This is a genomic window from Streptococcus australis, from assembly GCF_901543175.1.
GTDB lineage: Bacteria > Bacillota > Bacilli > Lactobacillales > Streptococcaceae > Streptococcus > Streptococcus australis_A.
Map to the genome: position 1 here is coordinate 483,590 of NZ_LR594040.1, position 26,102 is coordinate 509,691.

26 protein-coding genes and 1 pseudogene are annotated in these 26,102 nt (G+C 41.6%); 23 read left to right on the plus strand and 4 right to left on the minus strand.

What is annotated here, in order from left to right:
• The first annotated feature begins 3 nt into the window (after window positions 1-3).
• From FGK98_RS02490 to FGK98_RS02595, 22 genes and pseudogenes are all read left to right on the plus strand, one after another.
• Window positions 4-495, plus strand: coding sequence for a prolyl-tRNA synthetase associated domain-containing protein (locus FGK98_RS02490; protein ID WP_138099889.1), 492 nt, complete (start codon window positions 4-6; stop codon window positions 493-495).
• Window positions 496-516: 21 nt separating this feature from the next.
• Window positions 517-826: pseudogene (locus FGK98_RS02495) on the plus strand (rhodanese-like domain-containing protein).
• 140 nt (window positions 827-966) lie between these two features.
• Window positions 967-2,292: a branched-chain amino acid transport system II carrier protein gene (brnQ, locus tag FGK98_RS02500; RefSeq protein WP_171011102.1), complete on the plus strand. Its 1,326-nt coding sequence runs from the start codon at window positions 967-969 to the stop codon at window positions 2,290-2,292.
• Between the two features lie 98 nt (window positions 2,293-2,390).
• The gene (locus tag FGK98_RS02505) at window positions 2,391-3,428 is read left to right on the plus strand and encodes a M42 family metallopeptidase (RefSeq protein WP_138099891.1); all 1,038 of its coding nucleotides are present in this window, start codon (window positions 2,391-2,393) and stop codon (window positions 3,426-3,428) included.
• 17 nt (window positions 3,429-3,445) lie between these two features.
• Window positions 3,446-4,402 (plus strand): hypothetical protein, encoded by a 957-nt coding sequence (locus tag FGK98_RS02510; protein WP_061417361.1) that lies wholly within the window; start codon window positions 3,446-3,448, stop codon window positions 4,400-4,402.
• 206 nt (window positions 4,403-4,608) lie between these two features.
• Window positions 4,609-5,070, plus strand: a complete 462-nt coding sequence (locus tag FGK98_RS02515) for an HIT family protein (protein ID WP_131200177.1) — start codon at window positions 4,609-4,611, stop codon at window positions 5,068-5,070.
• 17 nt (window positions 5,071-5,087) lie between these two features.
• A complete protein-coding gene (ldcB, locus tag FGK98_RS02520; RefSeq protein WP_131200176.1) occupies window positions 5,088-5,804 on the plus strand; it encodes an LD-carboxypeptidase LdcB/DacB in 717 nt (238 codons plus the stop codon).
• 122 nt (window positions 5,805-5,926) lie between these two features.
• Window positions 5,927-6,352, plus strand: coding sequence for a 50S ribosomal protein L11 (gene rplK, locus FGK98_RS02525; RefSeq protein ID WP_001085804.1), 426 nt, complete (start codon window positions 5,927-5,929; stop codon window positions 6,350-6,352).
• Window positions 6,353-6,448: 96 nt separating this feature from the next.
• On the plus strand, window positions 6,449-7,138 hold the full coding sequence (gene rplA / locus FGK98_RS02530; RefSeq protein ID WP_001085672.1) for a 50S ribosomal protein L1: 690 nt from the start codon (window positions 6,449-6,451) through the stop codon (window positions 7,136-7,138).
• A 177-nt stretch (window positions 7,139-7,315) separates the two neighbouring features.
• Window positions 7,316-7,828, plus strand: a complete 513-nt coding sequence (locus FGK98_RS02535; protein WP_001049316.1) for an adenine phosphoribosyltransferase — start codon at window positions 7,316-7,318, stop codon at window positions 7,826-7,828.
• A gap of 186 nt (window positions 7,829-8,014) precedes the next feature.
• Window positions 8,015-8,959, plus strand: coding sequence for a homoserine O-acetyltransferase MetA (metA, locus tag FGK98_RS02540; protein WP_138099892.1), 945 nt, complete (start codon window positions 8,015-8,017; stop codon window positions 8,957-8,959).
• Window positions 8,960-8,967: 8 nt separating this feature from the next.
• Window positions 8,968-9,645 (plus strand): DnaD domain-containing protein, encoded by a 678-nt coding sequence (locus tag FGK98_RS02545; protein WP_138099893.1) that lies wholly within the window; start codon window positions 8,968-8,970, stop codon window positions 9,643-9,645.
• Between the two features lie 96 nt (window positions 9,646-9,741).
• A complete protein-coding gene (tpiA, locus tag FGK98_RS02550) occupies window positions 9,742-10,500 on the plus strand; it encodes a triose-phosphate isomerase (RefSeq protein WP_000087899.1) in 759 nt (252 codons plus the stop codon).
• Window positions 10,501-10,678: 178 nt separating this feature from the next.
• Window positions 10,679-12,415 (plus strand): ABC transporter ATP-binding protein, encoded by a 1,737-nt coding sequence (locus FGK98_RS02555; protein WP_138099894.1) that lies wholly within the window; start codon window positions 10,679-10,681, stop codon window positions 12,413-12,415.
• 8 nt (window positions 12,416-12,423) lie between these two features.
• Window positions 12,424-14,205, plus strand: coding sequence for an ABC transporter ATP-binding protein (locus FGK98_RS02560; RefSeq protein ID WP_138099895.1), 1,782 nt, complete (start codon window positions 12,424-12,426; stop codon window positions 14,203-14,205).
• 147 nt (window positions 14,206-14,352) lie between these two features.
• Window positions 14,353-14,871, plus strand: coding sequence for a Dps family protein (locus FGK98_RS02565; RefSeq protein WP_000229893.1), 519 nt, complete (start codon window positions 14,353-14,355; stop codon window positions 14,869-14,871).
• A gap of 211 nt (window positions 14,872-15,082) precedes the next feature.
• Window positions 15,083-15,421, plus strand: coding sequence for a zinc ribbon domain-containing protein YjdM (locus FGK98_RS02570; RefSeq protein WP_001061600.1), 339 nt, complete (start codon window positions 15,083-15,085; stop codon window positions 15,419-15,421).
• Between the two features lie 2 nt (window positions 15,422-15,423).
• Window positions 15,424-16,047 (plus strand): Pr6Pr family membrane protein, encoded by a 624-nt coding sequence (locus FGK98_RS02575; RefSeq protein WP_125449194.1) that lies wholly within the window; start codon window positions 15,424-15,426, stop codon window positions 16,045-16,047.
• A 112-nt stretch (window positions 16,048-16,159) separates the two neighbouring features.
• Window positions 16,160-17,311 (plus strand): MFS transporter, encoded by a 1,152-nt coding sequence (locus FGK98_RS02580; protein ID WP_138099896.1) that lies wholly within the window; start codon window positions 16,160-16,162, stop codon window positions 17,309-17,311.
• Between the two features lie 96 nt (window positions 17,312-17,407).
• A complete protein-coding gene (truA, locus tag FGK98_RS02585; protein ID WP_138099897.1) occupies window positions 17,408-18,157 on the plus strand; it encodes a tRNA pseudouridine(38-40) synthase TruA in 750 nt (249 codons plus the stop codon).
• Window positions 18,147-18,920: a bifunctional hydroxymethylpyrimidine kinase/phosphomethylpyrimidine kinase gene (locus FGK98_RS02590; RefSeq protein WP_138099898.1), complete on the plus strand. Its 774-nt coding sequence runs from the start codon at window positions 18,147-18,149 to the stop codon at window positions 18,918-18,920. The genes truA and FGK98_RS02590 overlap by 11 nt, the downstream gene beginning before the upstream one ends.
• Window positions 18,898-19,359: an ECF transporter S component gene (locus FGK98_RS02595; RefSeq protein WP_138099899.1), complete on the plus strand. Its 462-nt coding sequence runs from the start codon at window positions 18,898-18,900 to the stop codon at window positions 19,357-19,359. Before FGK98_RS02590 ends, FGK98_RS02595 begins: the two co-directional genes overlap by 23 nt.
• Window positions 19,360-19,401: 42 nt before the next feature.
• On the opposite strand, the gene FGK98_RS02600 is transcribed toward FGK98_RS02595, so the two are convergent.
• The 4 genes from FGK98_RS02600 to FGK98_RS02615 form a co-directional block, all read right to left on the minus strand.
• The gene (locus tag FGK98_RS02600; protein ID WP_138099900.1) at window positions 19,402-20,484 is read right to left on the minus strand and encodes a M24 family metallopeptidase; all 1,083 of its coding nucleotides are present in this window, start codon (window positions 20,482-20,484) and stop codon (window positions 19,402-19,404) included.
• Between the two features lie 127 nt (window positions 20,485-20,611).
• Window positions 20,612-21,394: a lipid II isoglutaminyl synthase subunit GatD gene (gatD, locus tag FGK98_RS02605; protein ID WP_138099901.1), complete on the minus strand. Its 783-nt coding sequence runs from the start codon at window positions 21,392-21,394 to the stop codon at window positions 20,612-20,614.
• Entirely contained in the window at window positions 21,394-22,737 is a 1,344-nt protein-coding gene (gene murT, locus FGK98_RS02610; protein WP_138099902.1) for a lipid II isoglutaminyl synthase subunit MurT, read from the minus strand. Before murT ends, gatD begins: the two co-directional genes overlap by 1 nt.
• A 99-nt stretch (window positions 22,738-22,836) precedes the next feature.
• The gene (locus FGK98_RS02615; protein ID WP_138099903.1) at window positions 22,837-24,153 is read right to left on the minus strand and encodes an FAD-containing oxidoreductase; all 1,317 of its coding nucleotides are present in this window, start codon (window positions 24,151-24,153) and stop codon (window positions 22,837-22,839) included.
• Between the two features lie 315 nt (window positions 24,154-24,468).
• Here FGK98_RS02615 and FGK98_RS02620 point away from each other — a divergent pair, with 315 nt between their 5' ends.
• Entirely contained in the window at window positions 24,469-26,046 is a 1,578-nt protein-coding gene (locus FGK98_RS02620) for a DEAD/DEAH box helicase (protein ID WP_138099904.1), read from the plus strand.
• Window positions 26,047-26,102: the final 56 nt, after the last annotated feature.

Genomic DNA, 26,102 nt, shown 5'->3' on the forward strand with positions numbered 1-26,102 from the left:
TTTATGGATGCTTATCAACAAGTAGCTAAAAAGTTGCAAGAATTGGGAATTACATATAATGTGGTAGATCATCCACCTGTATTTACGACAGAGCAGGCAGATAGCTATATTAAAGATCTGGAAGGAGTTCGGACCAAGTCTATGTTTTTGACTAACAAAAAGAAAACCCAGTACTATCTGCTGATCATGGACGATAAGAAGCGATTGGATATGGATGACTTTAAAGTGCAAGTGGGAGCTGATCGGATTCGCATGGCCTCATTGGACTCCTTGGCTAAGAAAATGAACCTACCAGCAGGAACGGTATCGCCTTTTGGTTTGTTAAATAATGAAGAAAAAGATATTCATGTTTATTTTGATAAGGACATTATTTCAGAGGATGCCATGACCTTCCATCCTAATACCAATGAAAAAACTATCTTTATCAAAAGCAAAGACTTGTTCCGATTTTTAAAGTCGATTGGATTTACCTATGAGATATTAATCTTGCCTTAATGGTATCAAAGAGGAGAAATGATGAAAGAAATCACCTTTGAAGATTTTTATAAACTTTGTCAAACTGGCTGCTACCATCATAGATGTGAGAGAAGTAGCAGAGTTTTAGCAGGTGCACATTGAAAGTGCGCCAAACTTCTCACGGAGTACCTTACGTGAAATCTATGAAAAGTTGGATAAACATCAGACCTACTATGTCATTTGCAAGTCTGGTGTCCGTTCTGCCCAAGCCTGTCAATTTCTGGCTGAAAAGGGCTATGATGTGGTTAATGTAGCTGCAGGCATGGACGCTTTTGAATGGGAACTTATTCCACAGAGAAGAGTCAAATAATCTTGGAGCTTCTGAGGAATTTTTCTTTTCTTACTAGTTCAGAAAATTGAAAACATTCAATATTTAATCAGAGATGCTTTTTTCAAAGTTCTAATCATGGTATACTAGGTCAGTATTTTAGAAATATGAAGGAGATTTTTATGGCTAAAAAAGGTGCCCTAACAGGCTTGCTCCTGTTTGGAATATTTTTTGGTGCGGGGAACTTGATTTTTCCGCCTTCTCTAGGTGCCCTATCTGGAGAACAGTTTCTTCCTGCCATCGCAGGTTTTGTATTTTCGGGTGTCGGGATTGCCGTCCTAACGCTCATCATCGGAACGCTCAATCCTAAAGGATACATTTATGAGATTTCTAAGAAAATCTCACCTTGGTTTGCGACTCTTTATCTTGCAGTCCTCTATCTATCGATTGGCCCATTCTTTGCCATTCCACGTACAGCAACAACAGCTTATGAGGTCGGTATCAGCCCCCTCCTGTCTGAAGCAAATAAAGGCCTAGGATTGATTATCTTTACCGTGCTTTACTTTGCAGCAGCCTATCTGATTTCACTCAATCCATCAAAAATCTTGAACCGTATCGGACGAATCTTAACACCAGTCTTTGCGATTTTGATTGTTATCTTGGTTGTACTAGGTGCCTTCAAATATGGTGGAACCAGCCCTCAAGTAGCTTCAGAAGCCTATCAAGCTTCTGCTTTTGGTACAGGTTTCCTAGAAGGTTACAATACCTTGGATGCCCTAGCCTCAGTGGCCTTCAGTGTCATCGCTGTTCAAACCTTGAAACAGCTTGGATTTTCAAGTAAGAAAGAATACATCTCAACTATTTGGGTGGTTGGTATCGTTGTAGCTCTTGCCTTCAGCGCTCTTTACATCGGTTTAGGATTCCTTGGAAATCACTTCCCGGTACCAGCAGAAGCGATGAAGGGTGGAACACCAGGTGTTTATATCTTGTCGCAAGCAACCCAGGAAATCTTTGGTTCGACAGCTCAACTCTTCCTTGCTGTTATGGTAACTGTAACCTGCTTCACAACGACAGTTGGCTTGATTGTGTCAACAGCTGAGTTCTTTAACGGACGTTTCCCACAAATCAGCTACAAGGTTTATGCGACAGCCTTTACCTTGATTGGATTTGCCATTGCCAATTTGGGTCTTGATGCAATCATCAAGTACTCAGTTCCAGTACTGGTAATCTTGTACCCAATCACGATTGCCATCGTTATGATTGTCATTGTCAACAAATTTGTGGCTCTTTCAAAACCAGGTATGCAGTTGACAATTGCTGTTGTTACAGCTATTGCCATTGCAAGCGTACTAGGAAGCTCGTTTAAGGTTGAGTTTCTTGCAAATCTTGTCAACGCCCTTCCTTTTGCCAAGGCATCTCTCCCATGGTTGGTGCCAGCCATCGTAGGAATCTTGCTCTCATTGGTTCTACCAAACAAGCAAGAGAGTGACGTTTTTGAGATGGAATAATCACTAAAATCACTTTTGTAGCCAAGTCTACAGGAGTGATTTTCTTTTTTTTATCCGATGATAAATGTGTTATAATAGGTAGCAAAAGAGGTGAAGAAATGAATCAAACTGTAAACTATATCAAAGAACTAACCGCAATTGCATCTCCGACGGGCTTTACTCGTGAGATTTCAGACTACCTAGTCCATACTTTAGAAGAGCTTGGTTACCAGCCTGTTCGCACAGCAAAGGGCGGTGTCAATGTGACCATTAAAGGTCAAAATGATGAGCAACACCGCTATGTGACTGCCCATGTGGATACGCTGGGTGCTATTGTTCGTGCAGTCAAACCGGATGGCCGTCTCAAATTGGACCGTATCGGTGGTTTTCCTTGGAACATGATTGAAGGGGAAAACTGTACGGTTCATGTGGCTAGCACAGGTAAAAAGGTATCTGGAACCATCCTCATCCACCAGACTTCTTGTCATGTCTACAAGGATGCAGGAACTGCAGAACGCACACAGGACAATATGGAAGTGCGTTTGGACGCCAAAGTAACCAATGAAAAAGAAACCCGTACCCTTGGAATTGAAGTCGGCGACTTTATCAGTTTTGACCCGAGAACTGTCGTGACAGAGACTGGTTTTATCAAGTCACGTCACTTGGATGACAAGGTTAGCGCAGCGATTTTGCTCAATCTTCTTCGTGTTTATAAGGAAGAGGGGATTGAATTACCGGTAACAACTCATTTTGCCTTTTCAGTCTTTGAAGAGGTGGGCCATGGTGCCAACTCCAATATTCCAGCTCAGGTAGTGGAATATCTAGCTGTCGATATGGGAGCTATGGGCGATGACCAGCAGACGGATGAGTACACAGTGTCTATCTGTGTCAAGGATGCTTCCGGTCCTTATCACTATGACTTTCGTCAACATTTAGTGGCTTTGGCAAAGGAGCAAGATATTCCATTTAAGCTTGACATTTATCCATTTTACGGTTCGGATGCTTCCGCAGCTATGTCAGCAGGAGCAGAGGTTAAGCATGCCCTCCTTGGAGCTGGTATTGAATCCAGTCACTCTTACGAACGAACACACATTGATTCGGTCGTGTCGACTGAGCGTATGGTTGATGCCTATCTCAAGAGCGAGTTGGTGGACTGAAGGGGCGATAAAGTATTATGTATGAAATACTGAAACAATTAGCAACGCCTGCTATAATAACAGGGATAATTTCGGGTTTGTATGCTTATTTCCAAAAGAAAAAAGAGGAATATCGTAAGTATGTGTATGAAAATAAACAAGAAAACTTTAAAGAACTAGTTGTTTATGCTGATGAACTGGTAGATAAAGGGATTACTAATCCAGATTTAGAAAAACTACTTTTTAGAATTTCTCAAAACATTAATCCGTATGGACGAAAAATAAAAACTTTTGGAAAATATCAGTGGATAGAAGATGATGGATATATATGGTATCAAATAGAAATTATAGAGAAAAAACTTGCTTCTCAAATACTTCAAATAGAGGATTTAAAAGAACTAGCTCATCGGATACAAATTGCTAAACGATTACTAGATATAAAAGTAGAAAAAAATATTCCGATCATAAGTTCAGTTAAAATATGGTTTTATTTATTTCAGTATGCGATGTTATTACTTCAGCTATTTTTCATTTACTCTGGGTACAAAAGTTTTATCGAACAACCGACTGAATTCTCTCCGTTATTAGCTTGTTGCTTGATTATGGTAGTAAGTTTAATTTTTTTACTTCCAGAATTGAGTGTTGATGGAAGTGATGATGGAAGATCTGGAATATTTATTACAGTGTCCCTTTTCTATATTGTCGTAGTTGATACTGTAGTATCGTATTATTTGTATAAAAATTTATTTATTGTTCTTATTGTTGGAATAGTTTCACTTTGTCTAAGTATTTGTGTAGTATTTTTTAAAGCTATTATTTTCGGAGAAAGTGAAATTAGTAAAGTATCTACAATTTATATCGAAGAATATAGAAAACTGCAGGGACCTAAGTTAAGTAAGAGACGCTTTATAGATAATTTTACAGTTATTCCATTTTTTAGTAAGATTAAGAATTTATTTCACAAAGATAAGAGGGAGGGGAATGATGACCTATAAACATCGACTCTTTGACCTTGGCTGTTCCCTTCTCAACTTTGAAACAGTTGAGGATTAGGGGGAGTCTGATATCAGATATTCAAGGGGTAAATAAAGCAGGGATTGACAGTGAGTGATTTAATCCCTAGATACTTGAGAATACAAGCACAGCTATCCCAAACTGTCAGATTCAAGGTTGAAGATATTATAATTAAAAGGAGAGACTCATGTGCTTCATCTGTCAGAGAATTGAACTCATCAAAGTTGGGCAAAACCCCTACTTTGTCAAAGAACTAGAAACAGGCTATGTAGTTATTGGAGACCACCAATACTTTAAGGGCTATACCTTATTTTTAGCAAAAGAGCATGTCACAGAACTCCACCAAATGGAAAATCCTGTAAAACTTCGCTTTTTAGAGGAAATGAGTTTGGTCCAAGAAGCAGTCGCCAAAGCATTTGAGGCTGAAAAGATGAATATTGAACTCCTAGGAAATGGTGATGCCCACGCTCATTGGCATCTTTTCCCGCGAAGAGCAGGTGATATGAAAGGTTACGGACTTAATGGCCGTGGCCCAGTCTGGTGGGTGCCCTGGGAAGAAATGGCAGCAGCAGATTGCCAAGTACAATCACCAGAGCTGGAACAAATGATTAGAGCCTTATCACATGAATTGGAGAAATGCTTGGCCTAAGAGAGAGGAAGAAAGAAATGAAAAAAAGATATGTCATTTTATCTGGTTTATTAGCGTTGACCCTTGCAGCTTGTTCGCAAGAAAAAACCAAAGTTGAAGAAACTACCCAAAAGACGGAGCAAAGTACCAAGGAAGAAGGAACTGTGGGTAGCAAATCCCAAACTTCTAGCCAGAAAAAAGCAGAGGTTGTAGATAAAGGAAGTTATTATAGTATCCAAGGGAAATACGATGAAATTATCATTGCCAATAAACGCTATCCTTTGTCAAAAGACTACAATCCAGGAGAGAATCCAACAGCCAAGGCAGAGTTGCTCAAACTAATCGCAGCCATGCAGGCTGAGGGCTATCCAATCAGTGACCACTACAGTGGTTTTAGAAGTTATGAAACTCAGGCTAAGCTATACCAAGACTATGTCAATCAAGACGGGAAGGAAGCAGCAGATCGCTACTCATCCCGCCCAGGTTACAGTGAACACCAGACGGGTCTTGCTTTTGACCTTATTGGTACAGATGGTGATTTAGTTACTGAAGAAAAAGCAGCCCAGTGGCTCTTGGACCATGCGGCTGACTATGGCTTTGTTGTTCGCTATCTCAAAGGCAAGGAAAAAGAGACAGGTTACATGACAGAAGAATGGCATCTCCGCTACGTTGGAAAAGAAGCCAAAGAAATTGCTGCAAGTGGTCTCAGTTTGGAAGAGTACTATGGCTTTGAAGGCGGAGATTACGTTGATTAAAAACGAAAGTTTTCTCTTGCATTTTTAGATAAATAGTGTATAATGGAAAGGTATGTGTAAAGCATACTTGTGGGAGGTAAAAATCTTACATTACCGCCAAAACCACAAAGGAGGATTTAAAAATGGCTAAAAAAGTCGAAAAACTTGTAAAATTGCAAATCCCTGCTGGTAAAGCTACACCAGCTCCACCGGTTGGACCTGCTCTTGGTCAAGCTGGTATCAACATCATGGGATTCACAAAAGAGTTCAACGCTCGTACAGCTGATCAAGCTGGTATGATCATTCCAGTTGTTATCTCAGTTTACGAAGATAAATCATTTACTTTCATCACTAAGACACCACCAGCTGCTGTTCTTTTGAAAAAAGCTGCAGGTGTTGAAAAAGGATCAGGTACACCTAACAAAACTAAAGTTGCTTCAGTTACTCGTGCGCAAGTACAAGAAATTGCAGAAACTAAAATGCCAGATTTGAACGCTGCAAACCTTGAGTCTGCAATGCGTATGATCGAAGGTACTGCTCGTTCTATGGGATTCAACGTTGTTGACTAATCAATAACATCCCTATATAACCCGCAAGACTTCATCATTTCGAGAAGTGACGTGGGAGATGAAAATCGATTGAACCACTTACAAGGAGAATAGAAAATGGCTAAAAAAAGCAAACAACTTCGTGCTGCTCTTGAGAAAATCGACAGCACAAAAGCGTACAGCGTAGAAGAAGCTGTAGCTCTTGCAAAAGAAACTAACTTTGCAAAATTTGATGCAACTGTAGAAGTTGCTTACAACTTGAACATTGACGTTAAAAAAGCTGACCAACAAATCCGTGGAGCAATGGTATTGCCAAACGGTACTGGTAAAACAGCTCGCGTTCTTGTATTTGCACGTGGTGCTAAAGCTGAAGAAGCTAAAGCTGCTGGTGCAGACTTCGTTGGTGAAGACGACCTTGTTGCTAAAATCAACGACGGTTGGTTGGACTTCGACGTAGTTATCGCTACACCTGATATGATGGCTCTTGTTGGACGTCTTGGACGTGTCCTTGGACCACGTAACTTGATGCCAAACCCTAAAACTGGTACTGTAACAATGGATGTTGCTAAAGCAGTTGAAGAGTCTAAAGGTGGTAAAATCACTTACCGTGCAGACCGTGCAGGTATCGTACAAGCTATCATCGGTAAAGTTTCATTTGAAGCTGACAAGTTGGTTGAAAACTTCAAAGCATTCAACGAAACAATCCAAAAAGCTAAACCAGCTACTGCTAAAGGAACTTACGTAACAAGCTTGACAATCACAACTACTCAAGGTGTTGGTATCAAGGTTGACGTGAACTCACTTTAATCAATAAGTTTATAAAAAACGAGTACAAAAGTGCTCGTTTTTTTTTGATGATATTTTTATTCTAGAAAAAATGAGTTCATTTATTTCCTGATGGATCAAGGAAAAGTGCTTTCCTCTTCTTCTTTCACAGAAAATATGGTATAATAGAGAGTAAAAAACTTTGAAAGAAAGAAAAAGATGAATTTAAAAGATTATATCGCAACGATTGAAAATTATCCTAAGGAAGGCATCACCTTCCGTGATATCAGCCCATTGATGGCAGATGGCAATGCTTATAGCTATGCTGTTCGTGAAATCGTTCAGTATGCAACGGACAAGAAGATTGACATGATCGTGGGACCAGAGGCCCGTGGATTTATTGTCGGTTGTCCCGTTGCTTTTGAGTTGGGCATCGGATTTGCTCCTGTTCGTAAACCAGGGAAATTACCACGTGAAGTGATTTCTGCTGACTATGAAAAAGAGTACGGTATTGATACCTTGACCATGCACGCTGATGCCATCAAACCAGGTCAACGTGTTCTCATTGTAGATGACCTCTTGGCGACAGGTGGAACTGTCAAGGCAACCATTGAAATGATCGAAAGACTTGGTGGAGTTGTAGCAGGTTGTGCTTTCTTGATTGAACTTGATGAACTTAAAGGCCGTGAAAAAATCGGAGATTACGATTACAAGGTACTTATGCATTATTAATGAAAAACAGTCCTTGGGGCTGTTTTCTCTTCATCTGCTATATAAACAAACTATAGCTAGTTAGAGAAAAACTATAATTGAAAACTATATCTTCATACAGTATAATAAAAGGAAGAAAAGTTTGAAAGATTGTGCTTTCAAGCAGATAAAGCCATTCCCGAAATAGATGACTGTTAGGAGGGTATTATGCCGATTCGGATTGAAAAAAAATTACCTGCTGTTGAGATTCTAAGGACAGAGAATATCTTTGTCATGGACGATCAACGGGCTGCTCACCAAGATATTCGACCTTTGAAGATTTTGATTCTAAATCTGATGCCCCAAAAGATTGTGACAGAAACACAACTCTTGCGGCACTTGGCCAATACGCCCCTACAGTTAGATATTGATTTCTTGTATATGGAGACGCATCGTTCAAAAACGACCCGTGCCGAACATATGGAAACCTTCTATAAGACCTTCCCAGAGGTCAAGAATGACTTTTTTGATGGAATGATCATCACGGGAGCTCCAGTGGAGCACTTGCCTTTTGAGGAGGTGGACTACTGGGAGGAGTTTAAACAGGTCATCGAATGGTCCAAGACGCATGTTTTTTCTACTCTGCATATCTGCTGGGGTGCCCAAGCAGGTCTTTATGCTCGCTATGGAGTTGAAAAACACCAAATGGAGCAGAAATTATCAGGCATTTACCCGCAGGATACCTTGAAAGAGGGGCATCTTCTCTTTCGTGGTTTTGATGATAGCTATGTAGCTCCCCATTCTCGTCATACAGAAATCTATAAGGAAGAGATATTAGGAAAAACCAATCTGGAAATCCTCTCTGAGGGAGAACAAGTCGGTGTTGCTATTTTAGCCAGTCGGGATCTTCGGGAGATCTATAGTTTTGGTCATTTAGAATATGACCGTGATACTCTAGCAAAAGAGTATTTTCGTGATTATGAGGCAGGACTTAATCCTCACATTCCAGAAAATTACTTCAAAAATGATGATGTGAATGAGACACCGTGTCTCTGTTGGTCTTCATCAGCTGCCCTCTTTTTCAGTAACTGGGTTAACTATGCTGTCTATCAGGAAACTCCTTTTGACTGGAAAAAGGTAGAGGACGATGCAGCTTCATTTGGATATTTATAAGAGGAATTATGACATATTTTGACGCTTTTAAATCAGGGAACTTGGTTTTGCCAAGTGCCCTGCTCTTGCATTTTAAAGAACTCTTTCCTTCCAGCGATGATTTTCTCGTCTGGCAATTTTTCTATCTACAAAATACATCTGCTTTGGATGAGCTGTCGCCAAGCCAAATCGCAGAAACTATTGGCAAAGAACTTTCAGATGTCAACCAATCCATTTCAAACTTGACTGAAAATGGACTACTACAATATCGAACGATTGAACTAAATGGGGAGATTGAGCTTATTTTTGATGCTAGTTTAGCTTTTGAACGCTTGGATAGCTTGTTGGACAGCCAAACTCCAGCTACAACTACCCCAAACCCGCAAAATCAATTGAAGGATTTGGTTGAGACTTTCCAGCAGGAATTAGGACGTTTGTTAACGCCGTTTGAAATCGAAGATCTTTCCAAGACAGTCAAAGACGATGGAATCAAGGCGGATTTGATCAAAGAAGCTCTTCGAGAGGCCGTTCTAAATGGCAAACCAAATTGGAAATATATTCAGGCTATCCTTCGGAATTGGCGCCATGAAGGCATCCAGTCTGTGGCCCAAGTGGAAGCTAAACGAGCTGAGAGAGAAGCAAACAATCCTAAACAAGTTCAAGCTTCAGCCGATTTTCTCGATGCCATGAATTTGTGGCAAGATTAGTCGCTTGAAAAATATTGAAAATTAGAGTAAGGTTTGCAAGCTCTTTATAAATATGATAAAATAATAGAAAATAAAATGAAAAAAGAGGTATGTGAAATGTCACGTAAACCATTTATCGCTGGTAACTGGAAAATGAACAAAAATCCAGAAGAAGCAAAAGCGTTCGTTGAAGCCGTTGCATCAAAACTTCCTTCATCAGACCTTGTTGAAGCAGGTATCGCAGCTCCTGCAGTTGATTTGACAGCTGTTCTTGCTGCTGCAAAAGGTTCAAACCTTAAAGTTGCTGCTCAAAACTGCTACTTTGAAAATGCAGGTGCTTTCACTGGTGAAACAAGCCCACAAGTTTTGAAAGAAATCGGTACTGACTACGTTGTTATCGGTCACTCAGAACGTCGTGACTACTTCCATGAAACTGACGAAGATATCAACAAAAAAGCAAAAGCAATCTTTGCAAACGGTATGCTTCCAATTATCTGTTGTGGTGAGTCACTTGAAACTTACGAAGCTGGTAAAGCAGCTGAATTCGTAGGTGCTCAAGTATCTGCTGCTTTGGCTGGATTGACAGCTGAGCAAGTTGCTGCATCAGTTATCGCTTATGAGCCAATCTGGGCTATCGGTACTGGTAAATCAGCTTCACAAGACGACGCACAAAAAATGTGTAAAGTTGTTCGTGACGTTGTAGCGGCTGACTTTGGTCAAGAAGTTGCTGACAAAGTTCGTGTTCAATACGGTGGTTCAGTTAAACCTGAAAACGTTGCTTCATACATGGCTTGCCCAGACGTTGACGGTGCCCTTGTTGGTGGTGCGTCACTTGAAGCTGAAAGCTTCTTGGCATTGCTTGACTTTGTAAAATAATCTAACTTATTCCAGACAGACAGTCAAAAGTACTAGGTGACTTTGACTGCCTGTCTTGTTTTTACTTGGAGTATTCTTGTGAAAGAGGAATTTTTCCGACTAGGAAAGTTCCTCAGGGAAGGAAAGGCGTGCGGATGCGCGCTCTTTTCTGTATTAAAAAGTTATGAAAGGAGGAGTTATGCTCTATATTTGGTCTTATTTGAAAAAATATCCCAAGTGGTTATTCTTGGATTTCTTTGGAGCGATTTTCTTCGTTATCGTCAATCTTGGATTGCCAACCGTTCTGGCTCGGATGATTGATGAAGGTGTGAATAAAGGAAATGAACATCAATTGTATGTTTGGGCGGCAATCATGCTGGTGATCATCCTATGTGGAACCTTGGGGCGTATAGTCTTAGCCTATGCTGCTAGTAAGCTAACGACCAATATGGTCAAGGATATGAGGGATGATCTCTATGCCAAATTGCAAGAGTATTCTCATCATGAATATGAAAAGATAGGAGTATCTTCACTGGTTACTCGTATCACCAGTGATGCCTTTGTTCTCATGCAGTTTGCAGAACAGACCTTAAAACTGGGTGTCATTACTCCCATGATGATGTTGTCTAGTATTTTAATGATCTTTTTGACCAGTCCGTCATTGGCTTGGATAGTAGCTTTTGCAGTACCTTTCTTGGCTGTGGTGGTCATTTATGTAGCGGTCAAGACGCGACCTTTATCAGAAAAACAGCAGGCTACCTTAGATAAGATAAATCAATATGCCAGGGAAAATCTGATGGGGCTCCGTGTCATTCGTGCCTTTGCTCGTGAAGAGTTTCAAGAGGAACGCTTTGCAGGACAAAATGCGGTCTATGCAGCTAATTCCAATCGTCTGTTTAAACTAACCGGTTTAACGGAACCCTTGTTTGTTCAGATTATCATTGCCATGATTGTGGCTATTGTCTGGTTTGCTCTGGATCCTATCAAACAAGGTTCTCTTCAAATTGGGGACCTAGTAGCCTTTATCGAATATAGTTTCCACGCCCTCTTGTCCTTCCTTTTCCTATCCAATCTCTTCACCATGTATCCTCGTACAGCCGTTTCGAGTGAACGTTTGAAAGAAGTCATGGATATGCCGATTTCTATTGATCCAAATGAAGGAGGTATCAGAGAAACTGAAACCCACGGCTATTTGGAATTTGAAAATGTCACCTTTGCTTATCCAGGTGAGACGGAAAATCCTGTTTTGCACAATATTTCGTTCTGTGCCAAACCGGGTGAAACCATTGCCTTTATCGGTTCGACCGGATCTGGTAAGTCCTCTCTTGTGCAATTGATTCCCCGTTTTTACGATGTTATCCTTGGGAAAATCAAAGTTGATGGTGTCGATGTGAGGGATTATCGACTTAAGTCTCTTCGTCAAAAGATTGGTTTTATTCCACAGAAGGCCTTACTCTTTACTGGAACCATCGCTGAAAATATCCGCTATGGGAAAGAAGACGCTAGTTCTGCAGACTTAAATCAGGCGGCAGATGTGGCGCAAGCCAAAGAGTTTATCGATAGCCGAGACGAAGGCTTTGCGACCCATCTAGCTGAAGGCGGAAGCAATCTTTCTGGTGGACAGAAACAACGTCTATCAATTGCCCGAGCGGTTATAAAGAATCCTGATATCTATATTTTTGATGATTCCTTCTCAGCCTTGGACTATCGCACGGATGCCATTTTGCGTCGTAGACTTAAGGAAGTCACTCAAAATGCAACAGTCTTAATTGTTGCCCAGCGTGTCGGAACCATCATGGATGCGGATCAGATCATCGTTCTTGATAAGGGAGAAATCGTGGGTCGCGGTCGACATGAGGAATTAATGGAGACAAATGACATCTATCGTGAAATTGCTGAGTCGCAGTTGAAAAATGCATCGCTAACAGAAGAATAGGAGGAAATATGAAAACACAATCTAGTTTGGCTCGTTTGTGGAGCTATTTAAAAGCCTACCGTTTTTCTGTCTTCTTTGCAGTCTTTCTAAAAATTTTGAGTGTGGTCATGAGTGTCTTAGAACCTTTTGTATTGGGGCTAGCCATTACGGAGTTGACAAAGAATCTCTTAGATATGGCTAAGGGCCTTTCAGGTGCTGCTATCAATACTAGCTACATCGGAACTGTTTTAATCATTTACCTCTTTAGAGGTCTCTTGTATGAACTTGGTTCTTATTATTCCAACTATTTCATGACCAATGCGGTCCAGTCTATGACTCAGGATCTGCGAAATGAAATGACTGAAAAAATCAATCGTATCCCAGTATCCTTCTTTGACAAACACCAGTTCGGTGATTTGTTGGGGCGCTTTACCAGTGATGTTGAGACAATGTCCAACGCTCTTCAGCAGTCTTTTCTTCAAATTGTCAATGCCCTTTTGACGATTGTCCTCGTGATGGGAATGGTATTATACTTAAACTTTCAGCTGGCTATAGTGGTGATTCTATCCATTCCAGTGACCTATTTTGGTGCAAGAAGTATCCTGAAACGTTCTCAGCCTTATTTTAAAGAGCAGGCGGCTATTTTAGGACGTATGAATGGCTATGTGCAGGAAAATCTCACAGGTTTTAATGTCTTGAAACTCTATGGTCGTGAGGAAACTTCTCATAAAGAATTTTCTGAGATTACGGACGACCTCCAACGTGTTGGCTTTAAAGCCAGCTTTATCTCTGGACTCATGATGCCAGCTCTCCATGCCGTATCAGACTTGACCTATCTGATCGTTGCAGTTCTTGGTGGTTTGCAGGTTATTGCGGGCCGTTTGACAGTGGGGAATATGCAGGCCTTTGTTCAGTATGTTTGGCAGGTTAGCCAGCCTATCCAAAACATCACACAACTTGCGGGTCAAATGCAAAGTGCCAAGTCTTCGCTAGACCGTATTTTTGAGGTCTTGGATGAGACAGAGGAAGTCGAGGGAGAAGAACTCGAAATCCTTGAACCTTTAACGGGTCAGGTAACTTTTAAGCAAGTTGATTTCCAGTATGTCGAAAACAAACCATTGATTCGAGACTTTAATCTAGAAGTTCAACCAGGAGAGATGGTAGCGATTGTTGGTCCGACTGGAGCTGGTAAGACAACCTTGATCAATCTACTCATGCGTTTTTATGATGTTACAGCAGGTGCAATCTTGGTTGACGGCCAGGATATTCGCGAGTTGTCACGACAAGACTACCGCCGTCAGTTTGGGATGGTCTTGCAGGATGCTTGGCTTTATGAAGGTACTATCAAAGAAAACCTACATTTTGGAAATCTTGACGCCAGTGATGAGGAAATAATAGAAGCTGCCAAAGCAGCAAATGTAGACCACTTTATTCGAACTCTTCCTGGTGGTTACAACATGGAGATGAACCAAGAGTCCAGCAATATTTCCCTCGGGCAAAAACAACTCTTGACTATCGCGCGTGCTCTCCTAGCCAATCCTAAAATTCTCATTCTGGATGAAGCGACTTCTTCTGTTGATACCCGTTTGGAGCTCTTGATTCAAAAAGCTATGAAACGCTTGATGAAGGGAAGAACCAGCTTTGTTATCGCTCACCGTCTCTCTACCATTCAAGAAGCAGACAAGATTCTCGTTCTTAAAGATGGGCAGATTATTGAGCAGGGAAATCATGAAAGCTTGCTCCAAGAAAAAGGCTTTTATTATGATCTGTACCAAAGCCAATTTTCAAGCAAATCCGATCAAGTCAGCTAAGAAAATAAAGCTAGATTTTCTTAAATTATCAGTCAATTACAACTTTTTTAATATGAGTTAATTCCCTTGCTTTTGTATATCAGGAGTAGTATACTTAGGTAGTAATCAATAAATTGGTTACAAAAATAATATTACGAGGTAAGAAAAATGGTTGAATTGAAAAAAGAAGCAGTAAAAGACGTAACAACATTATCTAAAACAGCGCCAGTAGCATTGGCAAAAACAAAGGAAGTATTGAACCAAGCAGTAGCGGACTTGTATGTGGCTCACATCGCCCTTCACCAAGTTCATTGGTATATGCGTGGCCGTGGCTTCCTCGTTTGGCATCCAAAAATGGATGAATACATGGACAGCCTTGATGGCTATCTTGACGAAATTAGCGAACGTTTGATTACCCTTGGTGGCAAACCTTACTCAACTTTGACAGAATTCCTTCAACACAGTGAAATTGAAGAAGAAGAAGGAGAATTCCGTAACGTTGAAGAAAGCTTGGAACGTGTTCTAGCTATTTATCGCTACCTCATCACTCTTTTCCAAAAAGCTTTGGATGTAACTGACGAAGAAGGCGATGATGTTACAAACGATATCTTTGTTGGGGCTAAGGCTGAACTTGAAAAAACAGTTTGGATGCTTGCGGCAGAACTTGGACAAGCTCCTGGTTTGTAAGATATAGTTGCTACCCCTTTTATCATGAGGTGCTTGATAAGTGCCCATGACCAATCATCTTTTAAAAGTCATGTAACTGTAAAAAGGTGCATGACTTTTTTTGTCTGCTGGACTTAGGACACATTGTCAAAAGTAGGATTTTACGGTATAATAGTTGCTGTTCGAGAAATTTTGATTTTCAAAAAATAGTGAAATGTTATAAGGAGAACCCATGAACAACTTACCAAATTGTCCAAAATGTAATTCAGAATATGTCTACGAAGATGGAAGTCTCTTGGTCTGTCCAGAGTGTGCCTATGAGTGGAATCCTGCAGAAGTTGCAGAAGTAGAAGAAGGTGTTGTTGCTATCGATGCCAATGGAAATAAATTGGCTGACGGAGATACTGTAACCCTTATCAAGGACTTGAAAGTAAAAGGGGCGCCTAAGGATTTGAAACAAGGAACTCGTGTTAAAAATATCCGTATCGTAGAAGGTGACCACAACATCGACTGTAAGATTGATGGTTTTGGAGCTATGAAACTCAAGTCAGAATTTGTTAAGAAAATCTAGCCATGAAACTGAATTATAAATTTATCTTTTATAGTCGTGTACTTTTGTTCTTAGCGGCATTTACAGGAGTTTATTTGGAGATTACCAAGCACGGTGGCTTTGGTATGCTCCTTTACTACACAGTGTTGTCTAATCTTTTGGTAACGATTTTCACGGGCTATCTGCTCCGTGTGATGAGCCGTTCAGGTGAAAATTGGCAAAGTCCGACCTTGCTTCGTCTCAAGGGTGGCGTTACCATGAGTATCATGATTACCTGTGTGATTTACCATTTTATGCTTGCTCCGATCGCGACAGACTTTTACCGTGTGGAAAATTTCCTTTGCCACTATATCGTTCCACTCTGGTTTTTAGCAGATACCCTCTTCTTTGATAAACAGGGTCAATACAAGATCTGGGATCCAGTCTTGTGGACCATCTTGCCCTTGGTTTATATGATTTTTGCCTTGTTTAACGGTCTGGTCTTAAAACTCAATATTCCGAATTCCAAGGACAATCCCTTCCCTTATTTCTTTTTAAATGTGAACAAGGGTTGGGACGTGGTTATCAAATGGTGTTTGATCATTTTTGTGGCGTATATGGTTGCAGGCTTTATCTTCTATCTGATCAAGCAAATCAAGCGAAAATAGTCTTCCTATAAGGGAAATTAGGACGGAGTCTCTAGTTCAATCGGGCTCCTTCTTTTCTTGCCCTCTTCCTTTTAAAAGGATTAACAGTGAGAAATATACAGAAAGAAAATTCATGAAACAATTTTTAGAACGGGCTAGTATTTTGGCCCTCTCCCTCGTTTTGATTACCTCCTTTTCCATCTCAAGTGCTTTACCAGCCATGTTTGACTACTATCAGGGCTATCCCAAAGAACAAATCGAGCTCCTAGTCAGTCTCCCTTCTTTTGGAATCATGATTATGCTAGTCTTAAACGGGGTGCTAGAGCGTTTGTTTCCTGAACGTCTTCAGATTAGTCTGGGGCTTCTCATCCTTTCTATCGGTGGAACAGCTCCCTTCTGGTATCAGGATTATAACTTTGTCTTTGCGATGCGGATTTTATTTGGCTTGGGTGTTGGAATGATCAATGCCAAGGCCATTTCCATCATTAGCGAACGCTATCATGGAAAGACACGGATCCAGATGTTGGGTCTTCGCGGATCAGCAGAAGTTGTCGGGGCGTCGATTTTGACTCTAGTGGTAGGTCAACTCTTATCCTTGGGATGGACAGTGACCTTCTTGGCCTACAGTGCGGGATTTTTAGTATTGATTCTTTATCTGCTCTTTGTCCCTTATGGGAAAGAAAAGAAAGAAACAAAGAAAAAAGAGGCCGAAATGACTCGTTTGACAGGACAGATGAAAGGCTTAATTTTTCTATTGGCTGTCGAAGCAGCAGTTGTTGTCTGCACCAATACAGCTATCACTATTCGTATTCCTAGTCTGATGGTGGAAAGAGGTCTAGGGGATGCCCAGTTATCGAGTTTGGTTTTAAGTATCATGCAGTTGATTGGTATCTTGGCAGGTGTGAGTTTTTCTTTCTTTATCTCTCTCTTTAAAGAAAGGTTGCTCCTTTGGTCAGGTATCACCTTTGGATTGGGACAGATTGTGATAGCTTTGTCTCCGTCATTGGGTGTGATGGTAGTTGGAAGTATTGTGGCAGGTTTTGCCTACAGCGTAGCCTTGACCACTGTCTTTCAGCTTCTTTCTGAAAGAATCCCAGCTAACCTCCTTAATCAGGCAACGTCTTTCGCAGTGCTAGGATGTAGCTTTGGAGCCTTTACTACACCTTTCATTCTTGGGGCGATTGGCTTGATGACTCAAAACGGTATGTTTGTCTTCACCATTCTAGGATGCTGGTTAATAGTGACTTCCGTATTTGTCATGTTTGTACTTCAAAAGAAAGCTTAGGATTGATTTCCTAAGTTTTTCTTTTTCATTTTTGTCCCCAGACAATTATTGTTTTTTAAACTTGTTTGTACTATTATTTCCTGATAAAATAGACACATGACAAGATATAAAGCAATCATTTCTTATGACGGTTACGCTTTTGCTGGTTTTCAGCGCCAGCCTCATGCGCGGAGCGTTCAGGAGGAAATCGAAAAAACCTTAGCGAGACTCAATAAGGGGCAAGCCATCACTGTTCACGGTGCTGGTAGGACTGATAGTGGGGTTCATGCTCTGGGACAGGTCATTCATTTTGACCTGCCCTATCAGATGGATGAGGAGAAACTTCGTTTTGCCCTGGATACCCAATCTCCTGAAGATATCGATGTAATCTCGATGGAGCTTGTGGCAGATGATTTTCATTGCCGTTATGCCAAGCATAGCAAGATCTATGAGTTTATCGTGGATAGAGGGCGACCCAAAAATCCTATGCGCCGTCACTATGCTACTCACTTTCCCTACCCCCTCGATGTGGAACGCATGCAGATGGCAATCAAAAAGCTAGAGGGAACCCATGATTTCACCGGTTTTACAGCCTCTGGGACTAGTGTAGAGGACAAGGTTCGGACCATTACAGAAGCGAGTTTAACAGTCGATGAGACAGGGCAGTTTTTGACCTTTACATTTTCTGGAAATGGCTTCTTGTATAAGCAGATTCGCAATATGGTGGGGACGCTGCTCAAAATTGGAAATAACCGAATGCCAGTTGAGCAGATTGACTTGATTTTGGAGAAGAAGGACAGGCAGTTTGCAGGTCCCACTGCGACACCGAATGGCTTGTATTTAAAGGAGATTCGTTATGAGGAATAATCGTATTTTAGCACTTTCTGGAAATGATATTTTTAGTGGTGGCGGTTTGTCAGCTGATTTGGCTACCTATACTTTAAATGGTTTGCATGGCTTTGTAGCAGTGACTTGTTTGACAGCCTTGACCGAAAAAGGCTTTGAAGTTTTCCCTACGGATGATACTATTTTCCAACATGAGTTGGATAGTTTGCGTGACGTGGATTTTGCGGGAATCAAGATTGGTCTTCTCCCTACTGTCAGTGTGGCTGAGAAAGCCTTGGATTTTATCAAACAACGCCCAGGAGTACCTGTGGTGTTAGACCCTGTCTTGGTCTGCAAGGAAACGCATGATGTAGCAGTCAGCCAACTCTGCCAAGAATTGATCCGCTTTTTTCCTCATGTCAGTGTGATTACGCCAAATCTTCCAGAGGCAGAATTATTAGCTGATCAAGAGATTAAAACCTTGGAAGATATGAAAACTGCAGCGCAGAAATTGCATGAATTAGGAGCGCCAGCAGTCATTATCAAGGGGGGCAATCGCCTTAGTCAGGACAAAGCTGTGGATGTCTTTTATGACGGACAAAACTTTACGATCCTAGAAAATCCTGTTATCCAAGGGCAAAATGCTGGTGCAGGTTGTACCTTTGCCTCAAGCATTGCCAGTCACCTGGTTAAAGATGAAGAACTATTAGCAGCAGTGGAAAGCTCTAAAGCTTTCGTTTACCGTGCTATTGCACAAGCAGATCAATATGGAGTAAGACAATATGAAGCAAACCAAAACAAATAAAATCGCCCTAGTATCTATCTTAACAGCCCTATCAGTAGCTTTAGGTTATGTTGTGAAAATCCCAACAGCTACTGGAATTCTCACTTTTTTGGATGCTGGAATTTTCTTTACCGCCTTTTATTTTGGGCGCCGTGAAGGAGCCATCGTTGGAGGTCTAGGAGGTTTTATCATTGACCTTATTTCAGGTTATCCTCACTGGATGATCTTCAGCTTGATTTTCCATGGTTCACAGGGCTATTTTGCAGGTTTTAAAGGCAAATGGCAGTGGCTTGGATTAGTCTTGGCCTCGATCGTCATGGTAGCTGGTTATGCCTTTGCTACTGCTTGGATGAAAGGATGGGGTGTAGCCTTGGCAGATGTTCCTCACAATTTATTGCAGAATTTTGTTGGAATGTTTGCAGGATTTCTTCTCTGTCAAAGTATTAAAAAGATAAAATAAAAAAGTCAGCTATTTGAGCTGACTTTTTGCTTGTCTCTATGTTTAATCAAAATAAAGCAAATCCTTGCTGGTGCTGGTAAAGAGGTCAAAGCCATCCTTGGTGACAACACCGCAGTCTTCGATACGAACACCGACTTTACTAGGGATATAGATGCCTGGTTCAACAGAGAAGCACATGCCTTCTTCGATGACCATGTCGTTTCCTTCCATGATAGAAGGGAATTCGTGGACATTCATACCGATACCGTGACCAAGACGGTGGTTGAAGTACTCTCCATAACCAGCTTTCTCGATGACTTCACGGGCTGCGCGGTCCACTTCATGAGCAGTCACACCTGGCTTGATAAAGTCAAGGGCAGCTTGTTGGGCTTCCAGAGTCAAGTTGTAGATATCTTTCTTGAACTGGTCTGGTTTGCCGACAGCTACTGTACGAGTCATGTCAGAGGCGTAGCCATTAACCATAACACCGAGGTCAAAGAGGAGAAGGGCATCCTTTTCGACCTTGTTCGCTCCAGGGATGCCGTGTGGATTTGCAGCGTTATCACCAGTCAAGACCATGGTATCAAAGCTCATTTCATAGCCTTCACGTTTCATGGCAAAGTCGATTTGTGCGATGATATCTGTCTCAGTCTTATCAAGAGAAATATTGTCAAAACCAACATTAACAGCCTTGTCCGCATAGAGACCTGCAACCATCATTTTTTGGACTTCATCAGCTGATTTGATGAGGCGCATGCGTTGGATGCGAGGAGTGAGGTTTTCAAACTCAGCAGTTTCAAAGACCGTTTTCAAACCATGGTATTTAGTCAAGATAAGATTGTCAAACTCAACAGCGACACGTTTGAAATCAAGTTGTGGCAAGGCATTCTGGATTTTCTTCCATGGATTTTCAGAGTCTACATAGCCCACAACTGGGAAGGAAACAGTGCTGCTTGCACGCTCAACCTCAAGGGCTGGGACAAAGAGGAGAGGTTCCTGATTCGCTAGGACAAAGAGGAACATTTGGCGTTCATGGGGATCACTGTAAAAGCCAGTGAGGTAATTGATAGTGACGGGGTCAGATACGACAGCGACGTCTAGTTTTTCTGATTCAAGATATGTTAGGATTTGTTGTAATTTAGACATATGCTACCTTCTTTCTACCCCTCTATTTTGGCAAAAAATGAGAGAAAATGCAAGGGAGAAGGGTAAAAGAACAGGCAAAAAGAACTCCGACAAGATATCGGGGTTCTTTGGTCTAGTTTTCCTTAGTTTAGGTAAAGTCAGCCTTGCTTTTGACGTCGCTGTATTCTTCAGCGATTTCTTGGCTGAGAATGTCCTCATAGGCAGGGAGTTGGATGTCCTGACCGTATTTTTTCTTGAGAGTAGTAGTGACTAGGCGATAAGCCAGATTGGCATTACGAGAGAGGATAGGCCCGTGGAAGTAGGAACCAAAGACATTCTTATAATGAACCCCTTCACCGACTTTTTCTTCGTTGTTTCCATTTCCATAGACAACCAGTCCCAGTGGTTTTTGGTCATCTGAGAGGAAGGTACGGCCTTGGTGGTTTTCAAATCCATAGTAGGTTTCATCGAATTCGTCATTGTGAATCTTGATATCACCGATAAAGCGGTTATTGGTCTGGTTGAGTGTGTAGTGGCCCATGACTCCTAACCCTTCGATGCGTTTTCCTGAAGCTTCAACATAATATTGCCCTAATAATTGGAAACCACCGCAGATGGCTAGAACCACACCGTCCTTTTGGATGTAGTTGTCAATGCTCTCTTTTTTAGCAGGTAGGTCTCCCGCGATAATACTTTGTTCAAAGTCTTGACCCCCACCGAAAAAGGTGATATCGTAGTGATTTTCGTCAAAGTCATCATGGAGAGAAACGATGTCAACCGTCACATGAGCCCCTAGCTTTTCAGCTACATACTTGAGCATAAGGATGTTTCCATTGTCCCCATAGGTATTCATGAGGTTTCCATAGAGGTGGGCGATGTTGAGCTGATAAGGGTAGTTGCCAGCTTTTGAGGAAAGTGAAGTATAAACCATTAGTTCATCTCCTTTCTAACAATCTGACGACTAGCCAGCAGTTCGCGGAATTCCAGCATGGCAGTATAGGTAGCTAGGATATAGGCATGCTTGCAGTCTTGGTTCTCAATTGTCTTAAGAACTTGCTCAAGATTGCTTGTCTCAGTGATTTTATCAGCTGGGAAGCCAGTCACCCGTAAACGGCGAGCGATTTCAGAATGACGAACACCACCAGCGTTGATTTCAGGAATGTCCATGTCAATGATTTGTTCAAAGTCTGCATCCCAGATCCAGCTAGTATCTATTCCATCAGCATAGTTGGCGTTGAGAAGGACAGAAAGGCTAAATGGGCAAGGAGCTAGTTTAATCATCTCGATGGCTTGAGTTGCACCGACTGGATTCTTAATCAAGACGAGAGTACATTCCTTGTCGCCGATATGGAAGGTTTCCTGACGACCAAAGACAGCGCGACTCTTGTCAAATCCTTGTTTGATTCGTTGCGAATCTGCACCGAGGAAACGGGCAATGGCAACCGCAGCAAGGGCATTGTAGATGTTGTAAAGTCCACCGATTTGAATACCATATTCTTGGCCGTCGATCACAAAGCGAGAGCGATTGTTAGTCAACTCAACCAATTCCGTCAGACGGTAGTCCAAGTCAGGACGTTTACATCCACAATTTTCACAGATATAGGCTCCCAAGTTGGCATAGGTATTGTGCTCATATTTGAGGATGCCTTGACAGTCAGGGCAGAGAATCCCTTCGGTATTGTAGTGAGCTAGTTTGGCTGGTCCTTTTTCCAAGTCAAAACCAAAATACTCTACAGGATTTGGAATAGCTGGCTTGTAGAAAAGGGGACTGTCACCATTGAGGAGAACAGTAGCCGTAGGCACCTTGCGGATGGCATCCAAAATCATGTTATAAGTCGTGTAAATCTCACCATAGCGGTCCATCTGGTCACGGAAAATATTAGTGATGACAAAAAGGCTAGGATGGATATAATCACAGATACGAGATAGACTGGCTTCGTCAATTTCAAGGACTGCAATATTTTTCCCAGTTTTAGAAGATTTTGCAGTCAAGAAGGTTGTCGTAATCCCCGTAATCATGTTGGCACCACTAGGATTGGTCAGAACCCGACCATAAACCTCTTTTAAAATGCCGACAGTGAGGGCAGTTGTTAAGGTTTTTCCATTGGTTCCAGTGACCACGACAATCTCGTAGTTCTTAGCTAGATTTTGTAAAATATCTTTATCAAATTGAAGGGCGACTTTTCCTGGGAGCGTACTTCCACGGCCAAGACGGCTCAAGATGAAGTGGGAAGAACGCCCAGCAAGAAGGCCCAAAGTAGTTTTTAATTTCATGTTTCTATTATATCATAAAAGAAAGAAAAGACAGATTTGAGATTTCGCAGAAACAAAAACAGCCCGATGAGGGCTGTTGGTTAACGAATCAGTCTCAACTTAAATCGCAAACAAGTCATTCAAGTTCTCAGCCAAGGTTGGGTGAGTGAAGATTTGTTTTGTGAAGTAAGTGTAAGGAATCTTGTTGTCCATAGCAACAGTGATGATGTTGATGATTTCTTGAGAACCTTCTGAGAAGATAGTTGCACCGAGAATTTCTTTGGTTTCAGTATTGACAACAGCTTTGAAGGCTCCGCGAAGGTCTCCATTTACGTGACCACGAGGCATAGCTGCAACAGGAATTTCTTTAACAGCGTATGGAAGTTTCAAATCAGCTGCTTGACTTTCCGTCAAGCCAACTTGAGAAAGAGCTGGTGTGATGAACATGGTGTTTGGTACATTGAGCCGGTCTTCAAGTGTGTAGCTACCATCTCCAGCAAGGTAGCTGTAGACAACACGGAAGTCATCAAGTGAAATGTAGGTAAATTGAGGTCCACCGTTGACGTCTCCAACTGCAAAGACACCAGGAACGTTTGTTTGGCAGTGTTTGTCGACCTTGATAGCACCACGCTCAGTTAGTTCAATATCTGTATTTTCAAGTTGAAGTGGTTCTACATTCGGTTTACGTCCAGTTGCGTAGAGAAGGGCATCAAAACGGTAGGTTTCGTTTTCAGTTACGACGAGGACTTGCTCACCGTCGTTTTTGATTTCAGTAGTACGGATGTTTTGAAGCAATTCAATGCCGTCTTCTTCCATGTATTGTTTAGCAAGAGCTGCGATGGAAGGTTCTGCACGAGGAAGGAATGTATCCAAGGCATCTAGGACTGTGACTTTGCTACCAAGTTTGTTGTAGAGTCCTGCGAATTCAAGACCGATGTTTCCACCACCAAGAATTCCAAATTTTTCTGGTAATTTGTCCAAGTTTTGGATACCTGTTGAGTCAAAGACATTTTTACTTGTAGCAAGTCCAGGAATAGGTAAGACGTTTGAAACAGTGCCAGTATTGATGACGATTGTTTCAGCAGTCAGTTCTTGTTTTTCGTCACCTGCTTGGATCTCGATCACCTTATTTGAAAGGAAGTGTGCTTCTGCATCAAAGATATCCACACCTGTTCCCGCAATAGTAGCGTAGTTTTTACCGTTGAGGCGACTAGTGATGGTATTTTTGGTAGCAATGACTTCTTCAAAAGACAAATCCTTCTCAGCAGCAACTAACAAGGTCTTAGTTGGGATACATCCGATGTTGATACATGTTCCGCCATACATGGCCTTGCTACGTTCGATAAGAGCCACTTTTTTACCAGCTGAAGCCAGTTTCCCAGCCAGTGTTTTCCCTGCCTTACCAAACCCGATAACGATTAAATCATAAGTTAACATTTTTAGTTCCTCCTATTTGGTTTCATTCTAGCACAAGAAAAAAACTTTTGCACAATTCTGCTACGGGAGAAACGAACCATATAAGGCTGTATTTATATTTGTGGAAAATCGTTTACATGATTTTCCTTAAAGATTCTACTATCTTTTGCCCCGCTCTTGTGTTATACTAGATAGGTTGCAAAGAAACTCGTACTTTTCTTTCGTGGAAAAGAAGCAACACGGTATCTCGTTTTTTAAGAAGATACATCATGAAAAGAAAAGTATATACTAAGCGCTATAGGATGGCTTCGCACCATCTTTAGAAAGAAGAAAAACGTGAAATTTAATGAATTTAACTTGTCTGCTGATTTGCTAGCAGAGATTGAAAAAGCTGGATTTGTAGAAGCAAGTCCCATCCAAGAACAGACCATTCCATTGGCTCTTGAGGGAAAAGACGTTATCGGTCAAGCTCAGACTGGTACAGGGAAAACCGCAGCCTTTGGCTTGCCAACCCTTGAAAAAATCCGTACAGAAGAAGCAACTATTCAAGCCTTGGTCATCGCTCCAACTCGTGAACTAGCTGTCCAAAGTCAAGAGGAACTCTTCCGCTTTGGTCGTAGTAAGGGAGTCAAAGTCCGCTCAGTATATGGCGGTTCAAGCATTGAGAAACAAATCAAGGCCCTTAAGTCTGGTGCCCACATCGTTGTCGGAACACCAGGCCGTCTCTTGGACTTGATCAAACGCAAGGCTTTGAAATTGCACGATATTGAAACCCTCATCCTTGATGAAGCGGACGAAATGCTCAACATGGGCTTCCTAGAAGACATCGAAGCTATTATCTCTCGTGTCCCTGAAAGTCGTCAAACCTTACTCTTTTCAGCAACAATGCCAGATGCCATCAAACGTATTGGGGTTCAGTTCATGAAAGAACCAGAACATGTCAAGATTGCTGCTAAAGAATTAACCACAGAACTGGTAGATCAGTACTATATCCGTGTCAAGGAACAAGAAAAATTCGACACCATGACCCGTCTCATGGATGTAGAACAACCTGAACTTTCTATTGTATTTGGTCGTACCAAACGCCGTGTGGATGAATTGACTCGTGGACTTAAAATCCGTGGTTTCCGTGCAGAAGGCATTCATGGTGATTTGGACCAAAACAAACGTCTTCGTGTCCTTCGTGATTTCAAAAATGGCAATCTAGATGTCCTCGTAGCAACAGACGTGGCAGCGCGTGGTTTGGATATTTCAGGTGTGACCCATGTCTACAACTACGATATTCCACAAGATCCTGAAAGCTATGTTCACCGTATCGGTCGTACAGGGCGTGCTGGTAAGTCAGGTCAGTCTATTACTTTTGTATCACCAAACGAAATGGGCTATCTCCAAATCATTGAGAACTTGACCAAGAAACGCATGAAAGGTCTCAAACCTGCAAGTGCAGAAGAAGCCTTCCAAGCTAAAAAACAGGTAGCTCTCAAGAAAATCGAACGTGATTTCGCAAATGAAGAAATTCGTTCCAACTTTGAGAAATTTGCTAAAGATGCTCGTAAGTTAGCTGCCGAATTTAGTCCAGAAGAATTGGCTATGTATATCTTGAGTCTGACTGTCCAAGATCCTGACAGCTTACCAGAGGTTGAGATTGCACGTGAAAAACCACTGCCATTTAAACCATCAGGTAATGGCTTTGCTGGCAAAGCTAAGGGAGGTCGTGGAGGCCGTCGTGGGGACGACCGTCGAGACCGTGATCGCCGTGGCAATGGTCGTCGTGATGAATTCAAGAAAGGTAGTCGTGGGAACGATCGTTTTGATAAAGACAGACGTTACCGAAATAAAGACAATAAAAAACCTCGCAACACTTCAAGCGAAAAGAAAACAGGCTTTGTTATTCGTAACAAGGGAGATAAATAGGAAAAAGCGATTCACAAAGTGAATCGCTTTTATATATAAGGAGACCAAGGGGAAAA

Coding starts and splice junctions, on each gene's coding strand:
- FGK98_RS02600 (WP_138099900.1), bottom strand. CDS start 20,484: ATGTCTAAATTACAACAAATCCTAACATATCTTGAATCAGAAAAACTA.
- ldcB (WP_131200176.1), top strand. CDS start 5,088: ATGAAAAAAAGATATGTCATTTTATCTGGTTTATTAGCGTTGACCCTT.
- FGK98_RS02505 (WP_138099891.1), top strand. CDS start 2,391: ATGAATCAAACTGTAAACTATATCAAAGAACTAACCGCAATTGCATCT.
- FGK98_RS02535 (WP_001049316.1), top strand. CDS start 7,316: ATGAATTTAAAAGATTATATCGCAACGATTGAAAATTATCCTAAGGAA.
- FGK98_RS02490 (WP_138099889.1), top strand. CDS start 4: ATGGATGCTTATCAACAAGTAGCTAAAAAGTTGCAAGAATTGGGAATT.
- FGK98_RS02575 (WP_125449194.1), top strand. CDS start 15,424: ATGAAACTGAATTATAAATTTATCTTTTATAGTCGTGTACTTTTGTTC.
- FGK98_RS02555 (WP_138099894.1), top strand. CDS start 10,679: ATGCTCTATATTTGGTCTTATTTGAAAAAATATCCCAAGTGGTTATTC.
- FGK98_RS02595 (WP_138099899.1), top strand. CDS start 18,898: ATGAAGCAAACCAAAACAAATAAAATCGCCCTAGTATCTATCTTAACA.
- rplA (WP_001085672.1), top strand. CDS start 6,449: ATGGCTAAAAAAAGCAAACAACTTCGTGCTGCTCTTGAGAAAATCGAC.
- tpiA (WP_000087899.1), top strand. CDS start 9,742: ATGTCACGTAAACCATTTATCGCTGGTAACTGGAAAATGAACAAAAAT.
- FGK98_RS02545 (WP_138099893.1), top strand. CDS start 8,968: ATGACATATTTTGACGCTTTTAAATCAGGGAACTTGGTTTTGCCAAGT.
- FGK98_RS02515 (WP_131200177.1), top strand. CDS start 4,609: ATGTGCTTCATCTGTCAGAGAATTGAACTCATCAAAGTTGGGCAAAAC.
- truA (WP_138099897.1), top strand. CDS start 17,408: ATGACAAGATATAAAGCAATCATTTCTTATGACGGTTACGCTTTTGCT.
- FGK98_RS02580 (WP_138099896.1), top strand. CDS start 16,160: ATGAAACAATTTTTAGAACGGGCTAGTATTTTGGCCCTCTCCCTCGTT.
- FGK98_RS02570 (WP_001061600.1), top strand. CDS start 15,083: ATGAACAACTTACCAAATTGTCCAAAATGTAATTCAGAATATGTCTAC.
- gatD (WP_138099901.1), bottom strand. CDS start 21,394: ATGGTTTATACTTCACTTTCCTCAAAAGCTGGCAACTACCCTTATCAG.
- rplK (WP_001085804.1), top strand. CDS start 5,927: ATGGCTAAAAAAGTCGAAAAACTTGTAAAATTGCAAATCCCTGCTGGT.
- metA (WP_138099892.1), top strand. CDS start 8,015: ATGCCGATTCGGATTGAAAAAAAATTACCTGCTGTTGAGATTCTAAGG.
- brnQ (WP_171011102.1), top strand. CDS start 967: ATGGCTAAAAAAGGTGCCCTAACAGGCTTGCTCCTGTTTGGAATATTT.
- murT (WP_138099902.1), bottom strand. CDS start 22,737: ATGAAATTAAAAACTACTTTGGGCCTTCTTGCTGGGCGTTCTTCCCAC.
- FGK98_RS02590 (WP_138099898.1), top strand. CDS start 18,147: ATGAGGAATAATCGTATTTTAGCACTTTCTGGAAATGATATTTTTAGT.
- FGK98_RS02565 (WP_000229893.1), top strand. CDS start 14,353: ATGGTTGAATTGAAAAAAGAAGCAGTAAAAGACGTAACAACATTATCT.
- FGK98_RS02615 (WP_138099903.1), bottom strand. CDS start 24,153: ATGTTAACTTATGATTTAATCGTTATCGGGTTTGGTAAGGCAGGGAAA.
- FGK98_RS02560 (WP_138099895.1), top strand. CDS start 12,424: ATGAAAACACAATCTAGTTTGGCTCGTTTGTGGAGCTATTTAAAAGCC.
- FGK98_RS02510 (WP_061417361.1), top strand. CDS start 3,446: ATGTATGAAATACTGAAACAATTAGCAACGCCTGCTATAATAACAGGG.